Below are 14878 nucleotides of genomic sequence, written 5' to 3'. Positions count from 1 at the left end.
GGGCGCACCAAGCCATGAAGATCGTCCATGTCTGCGGCAGGGCCGTCGCCGATCCAGCCTTGCGCCTTCACGGTTCGGTCAAGGACATTCAGGGCCGGTCGGAGTACTTCGCCGAGCGAGGTGTGGGCGTGCGCCAAGTGCTGGTGGACGATCCCGCCCGCGCTTTCGAGACGATGGAGGCGACACGGGCCTGGCCTGCGGCTGGAGAATCGGCGATTCTGTTCGAGTCCAGTTTTTGTCCCCGTGCGTTGGAGCATGTGCGCAGGAGCTACCCGCATGTGCGTGTGCTGCTTAGGCCGCACAACGCGGAATTGCCGCACCGGCTGGATTGGGCGCGCGCCTGCGGCCCTGGGCTTGCCGCCCTTGGCTGGGCGCGACACGCGGTTGTGAACGTTCTTCGCGACTGGCGCTCGGCACGCGCCGCGCACCGAGTGCTGCCCATAAGCGACTGGGAAGCGTATGGTTACTGGAGCCGCCTGACACGGCCAGACAAGGTCATCGCTGCACCGTTTTTTCTGCCGAAACAGTTGCGCGAGGTCCTGCCCGAAGTCCCAGATAAAGAACGGCTGTGCGTAAATCTGGGCGCGGCACGTGGCAATCCCCTCGTGTTTCACGCCCTGGGCGCCTTCAGCCGCTGCATCGAGGGTCTGGGGGGGGACGCCCCTGGCTGGTGTTTCGCTTCCAGCGGCGATGCGGAAGGCTATGCTGGGCCGGTTTCCCCCAGGGTTGAGCGCTTCGGGGTGCTGGAGAGCCCATATCCATTGCTGGCGCGGGCGCGGGCCATGGCGTTGCTTTCCCCACTGGGAGGCGGCTTCAAGACCAAGGTGCTCGAAGCCGTGGCCTGCCGGACCTGGGTCATTGTTCCGGCCCCACTGGCGCGCAAACTGCCGCTGGAGCTGCGTCCCTGCTGCATTGTACTGGACGAGATCAGCCCGGCAGGTTTTGCTGCCGCCTTGAAGCGCGCTCTTGAGCCCTTTCCTGAGGACGACCCCGGTGTTCGGTTACGGTCCCGCGCGTTTTCCGCATTAGATGCGGCGTTTTGGCTTTAGGTGTGGGCGGTACTGCCGAGGCGATGCTCACCGGTCTGGACTGGGGGACTGTCGCGTGTTACTTTTTTTGACGTTCTTCGGCGTTGGCCCTTCGGTCGTGCTGGGTAGGACAGTAGAGCGGGAGGAACGGGCATGCGGCGGCCGACATAGCCGTATAACATTGAGGGGGCAGGTGTTCTAGATGCGAAAGGTGGACGTGCTGTACCTTGTGGAGCATACCGCGCGCGAGATGGATGTGGCCTGCGCGGTGAAGGTCCTCGCCGAGGATCGGCACGGACTATCCGTCGAAATTCGCAACATCTATTTGCACGCGCACCAGTCCCTTCGGGAGTTTGACCCGCTGGTGGTGGCGCATCCCTTCTTCTATTTCGCCGCAGGGGCCCTTGCGGTCGAGGACTATGTCGCTAGGTGGCCCGATGCCTTGCACTTCAATCTTGCCTGGGAGCAACTGCACTACAAGGCCCACTGGCAGATCAAGCGACCTTCGGACGAGTTCGCCAGAACAAAGGTCGTCCATCACGCCTGGGGCCGTTTCTATGAGGACTATTTGACCGGTTTCGGCGTTCCTTCCGAGAACATCCGCGTCAACGGACAGCCCGCCTACCAACTGTACCGCGATCCCTACCGTCGCCACTACCGCACGCGGGAGTCTTTGGCTGCCCTGTACGGCCTGGATCCGGCGAAGCGGTGGGTCTTCGTGCCCGAAAACTACCGTTGGGCATTTATCGGCGGTAAGGTGAAGCTTTTTTCGCGTCTTGGCGGCGATGCGGACGAGATCGCCCAACTGCGCGACTTTTCGCGCCATTCACTCAAGCTCCTTCTCGAGTGCTGCAACGAACTGGCCAGGCGGCCGGACGTGGAGGTGGTGTTCCGCACACGGCCCGCCGTTAATTCAGAGGTCATGTTCGACTTCTTTTCCGAGCAGGTGGGCACTGCCGCTCCTCGGCTGCATTTCATCAAGGAGGGCTCGGTGCGGGAATGGGTGTTGGCCGCAGACACGGTGGTGTCGTCGTACAGCACCAGTCTTATTGAGGCGGCCGTGGCCGGGAAGGACCTGTTCATGTTTGAGCCCGTTGCTTTCCCCTGCGGGCTTCACTGCGCCTGGTACGATCTCGCTCCGAAAATCGCCGACCCGGCACGGTTCGTTTCCGCCTGTTTGGAGGGCGGTGGTCAGGGCGGTGCGAGCCCGCTGCACCGCTGGGCCGAAACGGAGCTCATGTCCGGCGGCGACGCCATAGCCAACTTGGCCGGGCTGCTTGCGGAGATGCGCGATATGGCCCGCGTCCGGCGCGGCTCGCCGAAGGGCCACGGCCCTCTCCCTCTCGAGACCAAAATTTTCTTCAACGCCCAGACGCACGAGGCGGACGTGTTCCAGCCTTCCGACGTCGACAGTTGGGTCGCGGCGTGGCGCGGGAGCCTTGCGGGCGCTCATGCGCCGCAGCCCAGCACCAAGCCTGAATTCAACCGCCTTATGCGCGCAGAGGACCTGTTGGACGAGTCTTGGGATGGCCTTGCTGCGGTGTTCCCTCCTCTGGCCGAGTATCGCGTGGCGCATTGGGCGCAGAGCGGCCAGGAAGCACAGGCCGCGCCACTGAGCGGCCTGTGGAGACGGCTTGGCAAGAACCTGGTCCGGGCCGCTTCGGTTGGCGCGGCAGGGGCGCAACCTGTCCCGCCCAGGGATTTGTGGGCCGTGTGCAGTGTGCTCGCCGCGCTGGGGCCGCAGTTGCGGTCCGGGACGCGCCTGCTGGCCCTCGGAGAGTGCGACGAGCTATTGCGCAAGCACTTCGGCGCCCTGGGTGTGGAGATGGTGACCGAGTCTTTGGGCTCTTCGGAGCAGAATCTCCGCGCAGCGCATAAGGACGAAACCGTCCTTGACCATCCGGCAGGGGGCTTCGATGTCGCCTGCTCGATTTTTGGACTGGAGCGCCTTGACGTGGCGGCGAAGCACAGTCTCCTGGCCGGGGTGGCGCACTGCCTCAAGCCTGGTGGAATCTTCGCCCTGTCCTTCGCCTGCCTCGATTTCGACCTGTCCGTCTTGGGCCAGCCCGGCTTTGCCGGGGTGCGCAACGCCATCCGGAACGTGGCCGACATCCGTCGGCATTTTCTTGCCTGCGGCGAATTCGAGGTTTTGGGCAACGAGGCGTTCGCCACACGAGCCGGTCGGTCTCCTATGGATCAGGCCACCGCAGGCGTCCTTGTATTACGACGCAAGGGGGCTGGTCAGGCTGGTGAAGGCAAGGACGCAAAGGCCGCCAACGGCGGCAAGGGGGCGGGGCACAAGGTGAAGGTTCCAAAGCATTGGTCTGTAAATTCCTGGGAGGAGAAGGCCAGGGAGAATCCGCTCTATGCCGTCATGACCATGGAGGAAATGGCGGATGCCGGGCCGGATAATTTTTCCGAGCAGCACCTGGCCCTGTTTTTTGAAAAGGGGCGCAAGCTTGCGGAGAAGTGGGTCCTGCCCTCCCTTGCCCATGCGCCTGAAAAGGGCCTGGTGCTGGAGTACGGCTGCGGGGCCGGACGCATTCTCAAGGCGCTAGTGGACCGGGGCATCGCCTGCGGGGGCATAGACATTTCGCAGACCATGCTGGAGCATTGCCGCAGACTGGTGCCGGGGGTCGCACGGCTGGCCTGCCTCTCACCTGTAGGCGATGCAGTACTGGAGGACGGCTGTGCAAGGATTGTGTATTCCTATGCTGTGGTGCAGCATATCGACAGGCTCTCCGCCTTCGACAAGGCCGTGTCCGAGATGTGTCGGCTGTTGGCCCCCGGCGGAATACTTGTGCTGCAGGTCAACTGTGAGGATTACACCCTTGCGGCAGGGGGTGTCCTGGGGCGTACGGAGAACCATGAAGACCACTCGGTGCACTACCCCCCTGGTTCATCCAGAGGCTCCGTGCACAGGAACAGCACTTGGAGCGGCGTGTACATTGGCCATGACAGGCTCTGTGCCTTGCTGCGCCAGGGCGGAGTGGCTGTTGATAGAGTGGTTCCATTCAACGACAAGAAGCCGAGAGCCCAGGTCTACTTCGGCACAAAGGACGGATAGTCGGGTATGCGTTCTTCACTTGTTGCGGCCACGGTCTGCATCGGGCTTCCCGCATACAACGGTGCGGCGCATCTGCGCCAGGCCCTGGACGCCCTCTTGGGGCAGACCTACCGAGACTTTCGGGTTGTCGTCCTTGACGACGGCTCAAGCGATGGAACCTACAACCAACTTTTAGCCTACGCTGCCGCCGATCCGCGCATCTTATTGCATAGAAACTCCAAGCGCGCGGGGTTAATTCAGGCCTGGAACACCGTGGCTGAATTGGCCGCCGATCCCGAGCCGCCGCGTTACTTCGCTTGGTACTCCGACCATGACTGGGTGGCCAAGGACTGGCTGGAACAGCTTGTGGCGGCGCTGGAGAGCGATCCTGGAACCGTGCTGGCCCACGCGGGCACCGTTCATATAGGCCGGGATGGACGCAGGATCGAGACGCCGCCGCCCTGCCTGGACACTTCCGCCTCCAGCCCGGCCCGGGCGCTGCGTCAGGTGACCCTGGAGACCTTTGGCGCGGGTGACGCGGTCTACGGCTTGTTCCGGTACCAGGCCCTGCGCGAGGCAGGGTTTCTGCCGCAGGAAATTCAGCCAGACACGCTCCTGGTTTCGCGCGTGGCCCAGGCTGGAATTGTGCGGCACGTGGGCGGTGCCAGACGCTTTCGGCGCGTCTTCAAGATGAGCGGCGGCCATGAAAAAGTGGTGGCACGGCAACTGCGCACCCTCTTTGCCGACGAGGCCGAGCCGCTGTCAGCGCCCCACATTTCCCACGCAATGTTCTTTTTTCGTGCCTTGGGCGTGGGTTCGCTTCCTGTTGGTGAAGAGGATGCCGCAGGCAGGGTCGCCCATGCCGTGCTGTATCTGAAGCGTATGGTTGCGAAGTACAGCGAAGAGATAAGGCGTGAGCTTGAGGCAATGGGGCAGGCGTCCGCCGAGGAGTTTTGCAGCGGCCGCGCACTGGCGTTGGTCGAGGCGTTTCTGGAAGACCTGACCGTGTTGCGGCTGTGCCAGGTCAAGCTTGAGAAATTGTACGAAAGGTGCGCCAGTCTCCATAGAAAGCACGAAAGAATACGTGAAAAGTATGAAAGACTGCATGAAGATTATGATAATTTGCATGTGCAGCATGATAATGTGCGTGAAAAGTATGAAAACTTGCGCGTAAAGCATAATAGCCTTCGTGCAAAGCATGAAAATTTACGCGTAAAGCACGAAAAATTGCGTACAAAACATGATCTTTTGCGTGAAAAGCATGAAAGTCTGCGTGCAAATCATGATTAGTATATATGGTGTATTCTGCTTGGAACGAACATATTGTGTTGCGCTTTGAATAAGTCCATGAGCGTGAACGAGCGAAGCGAAAGGCTGCGTGCACAGAATGAATTTCCACGGCTGGAGCCGACTCCCTGTCATGGTGGCCTGGAACCAGGTGAGCATTGTACATGGCGGCGCGGTACAAATTGGTCAGGAGGGAAGGGATTGCGGGGGCGAGGGCCTGCGCCACAGGGCGGAATGGGGGCGATTGAAACGACAGCACGCGGAGCGTAAGGTTTTCTCTTTGGTCGAACGGCGGGGCTGGTTTTTGTGCTGAAAAAACCGGAGAAACATATTTTTACAAGAGGTTTCTTGATGCACAGAGTGTCGATCATTGTCTGCACGTTCAACAGACGCTATCTTTTGAAGCTGTGCTTGAGGGATTTCGCCCTGCAGATGGATGGCTTCGAAGACCGGGTTGAGGTGATTGTTGTAGACAACAACAGCGCCGACGGCACCGAGGCGTTTGTTCGGGATTTTGCTGCGCAGCATCCGTGGCTTCGCTATGTGCATGAGCCCAAGCAGGGGCTCTCCAACGCCCGTAACCGGGGCGCAGCCGAGGCCAGGGGGGAATACCTCTGCTACATCGACGACGACGGCAAGCCTGGGAAGAATTACGTGCGTCTCTTGTTGCACTTACTGGGTAAGCGTGCGCCAGACCTCATGGGGGGACCGGTATATCCCTATTATACCACGAAGCGGCCATCGTGGTTCCGCGACGAGTTTGAAATTCGGCAAAGTGCAAGGAAAAGCGGTTTTTCTCGCAAGTGTTCCATTTCGGGATCGAATTTCATCATCCGCAAGCCCCTGCTGGAATCCCTGGGCGGTTTTTCCCCGAAATTCGGGATGGTGGGCAAGAAAACCCGCCTGGGAGAGGAAAAGGCCGTGCTGCTGGCCTACAGGGCGTCGACGTCCTCGAGCGAACAGAAGGTCTTTTACAGTCTGGACCTTGTCGTGTATCATCACGTACCGTCCGAGAAGATGCGGCTTGCCTACTTCATCAAGAGGGGCTTTTTCAGTGGCGTCTCCCTGGTGAATCTTAAGAACGAGCGTCTTGGCTCCGCGCCAGGGTACGTTCTTGAGTGTGCGAAGAATCTGTTCTGGCGTCTGCCCAAAGCGGTATTCAAGGGCAGGGATGCCAAGCCGCATCCGGTGCTTGTTCTTCAGGCTGCGGCGTTGCAGGTGGGCAAGATTGCGGAGCTTTTGCGCAGGGCCTGGGTCGGTGCGCTTCCTGGCCGCTGCTCCCCGACAGGGAGGGCACAGCCGTTTTTTTGCCTCGTGGGTCCCGGAGCGAGCGGTTCTGCCCAGACGTCTGCTGCGCTTTCCTCGCTGGCGGACTCGGGGTACGCGGTGGAGACGGGCCTGACGCCGAGTCTGCGACCTCGCGCCTATGCCGGGCTTTTTGTGCCTGGAGGCGTGGAGGTGTTGCGCTATCTTGCCATGCGCCCCAAGGCCGATCGGCTCGTGACACCGGAGGTCTCTTCGGTGATCAAGGCCTTCCACCGCGCCAGGAGGCCCATTCTCGCCCCCTGCATGGCCCTCCCGGTGGTGTTGGAGGTGTTGCGCCATGCCGCACCTGCTGAGCCGGGCCTGTACCCGGCAACGAGCGATCCAATACGGACGATCAAGGGGGTGAATGTGGTGACCACGCACAGGCCGCTGCTGGACGCTTCTGATTTGGAGCTTGATGACTGTTTCACGGCGATGTTGAAGACGATCCGAAGGGAACACAGACGGTAGCGAGGTGCATGTGGGTGATGTGAAAGGCAATGGCCTATTGGCTCTTGGAATCCATTGGGCGCACGATGCGTCGGTATCTGTCTGCAATGGCGAGGAGTGCCTTTTCTCCATTGCCGAGGAACGCATCACCAGGATCAAGCACCACTACGGATTTCCAGTCCAGAGCATACAATGCGCATTGCGCTTTCTCGGGCTCACCGGGAGTGACATAGATATTGTCGCCATATCCACGCGCAAACCTCTTTTCCCCCAGCACAAGAATCATCTCTGCGTAGAGGCGGACGGCTCAGTCTCCGGCCCGGCGCTGAAGCTGTTCAAGGATTGGAGGCCAGGGGCGTCCAAGGCCGGGCCGCAGCGCATGGGCGAGGCCAAGCCCAAGAAGTCCTTTGTCGGCACTTCCTGGGAAGGATTCGAGGACAGGCACTGGTCCTGGGCGCAGCAGACCTTGGGCCAGCTTGGGCTCTTGGGCGAGGGGACACGCTATGTCTACGTGTCGCATCACAGGGCGCACGCCGCCGGGGCATTCAGGTTGTGCGGAATGCACGGAAGGCGTGTTTGCGTCATGACCCTTGACGGCAAGGGGGATGGCCTGAGCGGCACGCTCGGCATTGGGCACGAGGACGGGCGGCTTGAGCTTGTGCGCTCCACCCCGGCCGAGGAGAGCCTGGGCTCGTTCTATCAGGCCGTGACCGAGGCCCTGGGCTTCATCCCCGTGGACGGCGAGTACAAGACCATGGGGCTCGCCGCCTTGGGCAAGGCTGGCCTCGCCAATCCCTTCGACGGCATGATCTCCGCCTACGATGGCATGACCAGGAGCAGGACCCGGTGGTCCTTCCGCTCCTTCAACGAGGCCAACCCCTCGCGGCGCGTCCCCAATCCTTTGAGCTCAGTGGCGCAGTCTGTGGACTTCACAAAATATCTTGAGCGGATGGAGCCGACGCAATTGGCCTACTTCGCCCAGGAGCACCTTGAGGACACGATGGTGGAGCTGGCGCGGCAGTCCATGGACATCACCGGCACAAGGAATCTGGCCGTGGCGGGTGGGGTCATGCTCAATGTCAAGGCCAATAGCCGCATTCGCGACGAAATCTCGCCGCAGTCGTACTTTGTCCTGCCCGATTCCGCAGACTCGGGCCTTTCCCTTGGGGCCGCCCTGGAGGCACTGCATGTCTGCGGGACGCCTGTTCGTGCCTCGCTGCCCTCCCTCTACCTTGGCACCAGCTATACCGATGCGGAGGTCATGGAGGAACTCGCCCGGCATGACCGGCTGGCAGTAGAGGAGGCCGGCCCTTGGCTGCCCATGCGTACAGCCAAGGAACTGCGAAAGGGCAAGGTCATCGGCACCTTCCAGGGGCGGCTTGAGATGGGGCCGCGGGCCTTGGGCAACCGCTCGGTCATAGCCGACCCGCGCACGAACACGGTCAAGGACCGCATCAACGCCATCCTGAAAGGCCGGGAGTGGTTCGTCCCCTTCGCGCCCATCGTGCTGGAGGACGAGGCCCACAAGTACTGGTCCGGCTCCGTGGACTACCGCCACATGACCTTTGCCGTGGAGGCCAGCGAATACGCCAAGCAGACCGTGCCGGGCGTCGTGCATGTGGACGGCACCATGCGCCCGCAGGTCGTGAACGAGACCACGAACCCTTGGCTCCATGCCGTGCTCTCGGGATTCCGTCAGCTCACCGGGGTTGGGGTGCTCATCAACACTTCCTTCAACAGGCATGGACTCCCCATCGTGGGGTCCCCCGCCGATGCGGTCGAGCACCTCCTGAACGGCTGGGTCGATGCCCTGGCCATCGGCCCCTGCTACGTCACATTGAAATGAGCGCGCAATGAGCACCATCATCCACATCGTCCCGGACAGCGTGTCCAACGCGGGCAAGGCCTATGTGGGCAGCACCAAGGACGTGGCCTGCCGGACGGAGTTCTTTGCCTCGCGCGGCATCAAGGTTTCGGAGTACCTGTGCAGGCGCTGGGCGGATGCCGACGCCCTTGAGCATCTGAAGGGCGCGGATTTGAGCCGCTGCAAGTATGTGGTGTTCGAGTACGAGACCTTTGTGGAGAGTCTGGCCTACCTGAAGGAGGAGCACCCGCACATCCGGCGCGTGGTCCGGGCGCACAACGCAAACCTCCCGCATTTTGTCGACTACTACCGGGGCATGGGACGCATTCTTCGCGACAAACCTAATTCTATGGCTCCAGAAAGGTTCCCGGGCTGCGGCGAGGCCCTGCGACGCTATCAGCTGGATGTGCGCTGCACCCAGCTGGCGGATGTCATGCTGCCCATCTGCCAATGGGAGGCCACGCACTACTGGTCCCGGCTCCAGGGGGCTTGCCCGGCGGTCTGCGTACCCTACTACCTGCCCGAGAAGTTCGGCAGCCAACTGCCTCGACAGGCAAAGTCCGACCTTTTCGTCTGCTTCATGGGCACCGGCGGCCTCATAACGCCCTTGCTGTACGATTCGGCGCGCAACACCATCGAACTGGTCGAATCCCTGCCGGATCACGAGGCCGATTCATGGGTTTTCTGTGTCACCGGGGTCCTCAGGCCTAAAAATATCCTGGGACGCCTTAATCGTGTCGTTTCTACAGGCAGGCTTCCAAGCCCCATGCCCATCCTGGCACAGGCCCGCATAGTGTCCATCCTCTCCGACCTGGGCATGGGCTTCAAGACCAAGATACTTGAAGCCGTTGAAGCCGGATGCTGGGTGATGGTGACGCCCGATGTGGCCAGGCGGTTGCCTGAAGCGGTGCTGCCGCACTGTCTGGTGGTTGCGGCCGATGACTCCGGGGCTTTTCGCGCCGCGCTCAAGGCGGCCAGGACCCCGCCCCCGGCCTCGCGCGCGAACGAGGAACTCCGGGCCGAGGCCTTTCGAGCCATGGATGGCGTTTTTGCCGAAGCCCTGCCCCTTGGCCGGGTTGCTTCTGTTGCCGTGATGGATGGCGCAACGGCCAGCCCCCTGTTCGAGCCGGAGGACAAGGGCGCGTCTGGGGATCTGCCGCCGTACCTGACCCAGATTGTGGCGGACGGACAGCGCGCCTGGGAGGTCTTTGTGGAGCCTGCGACCCGGCGTTTTAACGGGCAGCCAGGGGAGCGCCGCATGATCCACTATGGCTGCGGCCTTGGCGGGGTTGTTTATGCGGCGGCCCAGGCCGGATGGCGGGTCATGGGCGTGGAACGCTCCCAGACCTTTTTGCGGATCGCCAGCCAGGCCTTCGGCCCTGCGGCAGAGTTCCGCGCCATGGGCGGCCATGGCGAGATTTCATGCGATTCCGGCTGGGCGGATTTGGTCTTCTCCGAGCAGGAAGTGTGCGGCCTCGCCACCCTGGACGAATTGGGAAGCGTCCTCTCCGAAGCGTTTCGGGTGCTGCGCCCGGGGGGGGCGTTTCGCTTCTTCTTCATCCCCTGGCCCTGGGAGGAGAATTCCCTGCGCTCTCGCTGCGCCAATTTATTCTGGAGCACGGCCTCACGCCATTACACCCTGGAGCTTCGTCTGCGGGCCGTGGCGGGGCTGCCGCCCATGGTGCCGCAAATGACACTGCGCTCGTATGACAAACGGACGTTGGGCTACTTGATGCTGCCCTTGTGGGATATGGATAGGCTGCTTATGAAGGCTGGATTTGCGATCATCAAGCATTACAGGACAGAGACCACGCCGCTGGGGTGTTGGATCACGGCGTACAGGCCTGAACTTCTTGCCCGCGATAAAACCTGAGGTGGAAGATGCACTGCCCAATGATGTCCGGAGCATACATCTCGGCAACGGGGAACCTGCATTGCTGGTGTTCCGGCGGGTTGACGCGGATTTTCGGCAAGACCAACGGGGCGGATTTCGCTTCCTTGTACCATTCGGATGCGTTCGTCAGGATACGCTCCGAGATGGCGAAGGGGGTTTTGCCCTGGCCTGAGTGCCAGAAGTGCGGCAAGCTGTGGAGGAAGATTGAGAAGCCGATCTCCTTGTACCCCGATTCGGTGGTCCTGCATCTTGAGCCATCGGCCGCCTGCAACCTCAAGTGCGAAACCTGCCCGGGCACGGCCTGGCGCACAGGGAAGTGGATCATTCCGAAGCCGGAGCGGCTCTATTATCCGTATAATGAATACATCGCCCTTGTGGATGGCCTCAAGGAGAAGGGGATCAGGCTTCAGACCGTCATTCTGGTCGGCCTCGGAGAGCCGTTGATGAATCCTGACTTGTCGCGGATGATCTCCTACACGAAGTCGGTGTTTCCCGACTCTCTGCTCAAGATCGACACCAATGCCGTGTACCCCAAGGCCGATGCCGAAGCCCTCGTGGCATCGGGTCTGGACATCATCCGGCTCGGCATCGATGGGTCCTGCCAGGAGTCGTATTCCCGGTACCGCAAGGGAGGCGACATCCAGAACGCCTTCAAGTTCATGGAGCGCCTGGTTGCGGCCAAGAAAGCCGCAGGCAGCGGCATCTCCATCGTCTGGAAATATATACTTTTTGAACACAACAATACCATGGCGGAGATTGAGGCAGCCTCCGAGTACGCCCAACGCCTTGGGGTTACCCTGCATTTCGAGACCGGCTGGTCCAGCACTCCGTACTCGAAGCAGGACCCTGCCGAGCTCAACGCCCTGATGGAGCGCTATGGCTGGACCTACCGTGTCAAGGCCCGACCGCAGGCGAAAGCTCCAAGGCCGGACCAGGAAACGACTGTCGCGCCGCCTCCGCCCGCTACGCCCAAGATCAACACGGTGACGGACCACACCCTTGAGACAATTGTCGGAGCCTTGGAGAAAGATCCCAAATCCCTTCCGCTGCTCATCCATTATGCCCGGCTGCTCCGTCGACAGAACAGGGGGCAAGAGGCGCTCGGCGTTTATCTGGAATGCTTGGACATTGCGCCGAAGAATCGCAAGGCGCACCAGGGCGCCGGGCTGCTCATGACCCGGTTCGGCAAGCTGGTTGAAGGCGAACGCCACCTCCGGATGGCTCTTTCCCTCGAGCCCGAAGATGTGGTCACAATGAAGAATCTGGTGCTGAATCTTGCGGAGCAGGGCAAGGAGGCAGAGGTAAGGAATCTCTTGGCGCGCCTGTATTCCTTGAATGTAACGGGCAACGATGAAATGCGCGAGCTTGAGAAACGTGTGGACAAGTCGCTTCTTGCAAAGGGCGGCCTTGGCCAATCCGTTGCCCGCTACCCGCGCTACCAGTCCATGTTCGAGGATCTGCCATCCCTGGTCAGGGAGTATGTGCTGCCTGGGTATGAGAAGATCACGCCCTTCATCCACAAGAACACGAAGGTCGTCACCCTGGGATCCTGCTTTGCGCGCAGCGTGTGCGCCGCCCTTGCCGAGCTGGGGGTTCGCTCCGAGTGGCTGTCGTTCTCCGAGGACATCAACACGACACTGATGAACAGGCATGTGATGCGTTTTCTGCTGGAGATGCCGGATTCGGGATTCGGCGAGCAAATCGTCCATGCATACAACGTTCAATTCGAACGGTTCCGGCAGCTCATCCGGGAAGCGGGCTGCGTGGTCTACACCCTTGGCGTCGCGCCCGGCGTATTCGAGAAGGATACGGACCTCCCCACGCTTCGCAGAGGCAAGGCCCTGCTTCAGGGCATCCGCAGCGGGGAGCTCTCTTCCCGCATGAGCAGCGTGGAGGAGAACGTCCGCAACTTTGTGGACATCGTAGAGATGCTCCAGCGCGCCAAGCCGGAGCTGACTATTGTGTACACGCTTTCCCCGGTGCCGCTCACGGCCTCCTTTGGCTCCCCCTCGGCCGTTGTGGAGGACTGCGTGTCCAAGTCCGTTCTGCGCGTGGCCTGCCACGAGATAGCGAAGCTCGGCCTGCCGAATCTGCACTATTGGCCCTCCTTCGAGATCGCCAAGTGGCTGGCAGCCAACACCGCCCCCACCTTTGGCGGCGATGGGAATACGCACCACATCAATCCGAACATTGTGCAGTGCATCGTGCAGAGCTTCATCGGAACGCTGACCTCCCTGGGGCGGAAATGACGCGACAGGCCCTGCCCGGCGAACCCGCCCGGCCTGCTTTGTCGGGCGTTGGCCCCTGCGACCACACTGCATGGGCAAGGAGTGCATGTGATTGAATCGATCCTGAGGCGCTTCCGGAAGCCTTGCCGAATCCCTGCCAATACGCACGATTCACTCCTGCAGGTTCTCGCCAGAGACATGGACCTCTGGGCAAAGGCTCTGCGCACGGCAAGCGGGCCGCGCTACCTCATCGCCACCAGCATGTCCAACTACAACCACGCCTGCGTGGTGGAACGCTCCCTGGCCGTGGCTTTGACCCTCCGGGGCGCGCGGGTGGAGTTTTTGCTCTGCGACGCGGCTCTGCCGTGCTGCCAGATGACCAAGCTGCACGGCTGCGAGCCAGAGGCGCTTCTGGCCATGCCCGCCACCCTGCGCTGCCCGTCCTGCGTGCAGGAGGGCAAGCGCCTGTTCGAGCCTTTGGGCCTGCCGGTACGCTGGTTCGGCCAGCACCTTTCCGATGCGGCCAGGGCGCGGGCGGCGTCCGTGGCGAATACGCTTCCGGTGGAAGACATTCCCGGGTATTGTCCAGGTGAGCTGGCCATAGGTGAGCACGCCCTGGCCGGGGCGCTGCGCTACTATGGCCGTGGCGACTTGTCCGGCGAACCCTGTGGCGAGGCTATTCTGCGCCGCTTTCTGGAGTCCTCCCTGCGCGTGGCCGCAGTCATGGACGACCTGCTGGACAAAGAATCCTATGACGCGGCCATATTCCACCATGGAATCTATTCGCCGCAAGGGGTCATCGGCGAATCCTGCCGCACCAGGGGATTGCGGGTGGTGAACTGGAACCCCTCGTACCGGAAAAACACATTCATCTTCAGCCACGGCGACACCTACCACCACACCATGGTCAGCGAGCCTGCTGAAGCCTGGGACGCCATCCCCTGGACGGAGCGCCTTGAGCGTCTGACTATGGACTACCTGGACAGCAGGCGGTGCGGCAGCGCCGACTGGATTTGGTTCCATGAGCGGCCGGAAAACGACATGGATGCCTTCGCCAGGGAGTTCGGACTTGATTGGTCGCGGCCGGTTGTCGGCCTGCTCACCAGCGTCATGTGGGACGCCCAGTTACATTACAAAGCCAATGCTTTTCCCTGTATGCTTGCCTGGGTACGGCACACGGTGGAGGCTTTTCGCAGCCGCCCGGATCTGCAACTGCTCATCCGCATCCACCCGGCGGAGGTGCGCGGCATGGTGCCTTCACGCCAGAAGATGGCCGAGGAGATCCGCCGCATGACGCCCCAACTGCCACCCAACGTCTTCGTTGTGCCGCCGGAGCATCAAGCCAGCACCTATGCGCTCATGGATCGCTGCGACAGCGTCATCATCTTCAACACCAAGACCGGCATCGAACTCTCGGCCGCTGGCATTCCCGTGGTCGTGGCCGGAGAGGCCTGGATACGCGGCAAGGGCTTTTCCCAGGATGCAAGTTCCCCGCAGGATTACGACCGCATTCTCGCCAGTCTGCCCCTTGGCGTCCGCCTCTCCCCGGAAAAGACGGCCAGGGCAAAACGATATGCATTCCATTTCTTTTTCCGCAGAATGCTGGAACTGCCGTTCATCGGCTCTCCGCAGAAGTTTACCTTTTCTGTGGAGCTGGAGAGCCTGACGGATTTGCTGCCGGGCCGCTGGCCGGGGCTGGATTGCATTTGCGAGGGCATCGCCACGGGGCGGCCATTTATCGACGAATATGAACTGCGGCCAGAAACGCGCTGAGGA

The 14878-nt window shown here is 61.6% G+C and carries 8 protein-coding genes; all 8 read left to right on the top strand.

Annotated elements, in window-relative coordinates:
• Positions 1–14 precede the first annotated feature (14 nt).
• The 8 genes from CHB73_RS02685 to CHB73_RS02650 all read left to right on the top strand — a co-directional run bounded on the left by CHB73_RS02685 (position 15) and on the right by CHB73_RS02650 (position 14875).
• The gene (locus CHB73_RS02685) at positions 15–1049 is read left to right on the top strand and encodes a glycosyltransferase (RefSeq protein ID WP_089271790.1); all 1035 of its coding nucleotides are present in this window, start codon (positions 15–17) and stop codon (positions 1047–1049) included.
• A 181-nt stretch (positions 1050–1230) separates the two neighbouring features.
• Positions 1231–4095, top strand: coding sequence for a methyltransferase domain-containing protein (locus CHB73_RS02680; RefSeq protein WP_089271788.1), 2865 nt, complete (start codon positions 1231–1233; stop codon positions 4093–4095).
• A gap of 6 nt (positions 4096–4101) precedes the next feature.
• Complete coding sequence (locus tag CHB73_RS02675; protein WP_089271786.1) at positions 4102–5364, top strand: glycosyltransferase; 1263 nt, start codon at positions 4102–4104, stop codon at positions 5362–5364.
• Between the two features lie 357 nt (positions 5365–5721).
• On the top strand, positions 5722–7137 hold the full coding sequence (locus CHB73_RS02670; protein ID WP_179216860.1) for a glycosyltransferase: 1416 nt from the start codon (positions 5722–5724) through the stop codon (positions 7135–7137).
• Between the two features lie 4 nt (positions 7138–7141).
• Entirely contained in the window at positions 7142–8962 is a 1821-nt protein-coding gene (locus CHB73_RS02665) for a carbamoyltransferase C-terminal domain-containing protein (RefSeq protein WP_089271782.1), read from the top strand.
• Positions 8963–8969: 7 nt separating this feature from the next.
• On the top strand, positions 8970–10853 hold the full coding sequence (locus CHB73_RS02660) for a methyltransferase domain-containing protein (RefSeq protein WP_089271780.1): 1884 nt from the start codon (positions 8970–8972) through the stop codon (positions 10851–10853).
• A gap of 257 nt (positions 10854–11110) precedes the next feature.
• On the top strand, positions 11111–13123 hold the full coding sequence (locus CHB73_RS02655; RefSeq protein ID WP_179216858.1) for a GSCFA domain-containing protein: 2013 nt from the start codon (positions 11111–11113) through the stop codon (positions 13121–13123).
• A gap of 177 nt (positions 13124–13300) precedes the next feature.
• Positions 13301–14875: a capsular biosynthesis protein gene (locus CHB73_RS02650; RefSeq protein ID WP_218819326.1), complete on the top strand. Its 1575-nt coding sequence runs from the start codon at positions 13301–13303 to the stop codon at positions 14873–14875.
• Positions 14876–14878 lie beyond the last annotated feature (3 nt).

Source organism: Humidesulfovibrio mexicanus, assembly GCF_900188225.1.
Classification (GTDB): domain Bacteria; phylum Desulfobacterota; class Desulfovibrionia; order Desulfovibrionales; family Desulfovibrionaceae; genus Humidesulfovibrio; species Humidesulfovibrio mexicanus.
Note: the sequence above shows the minus strand (reverse complement) of the source record. Positions and strands in the feature narration are given on the sequence as shown.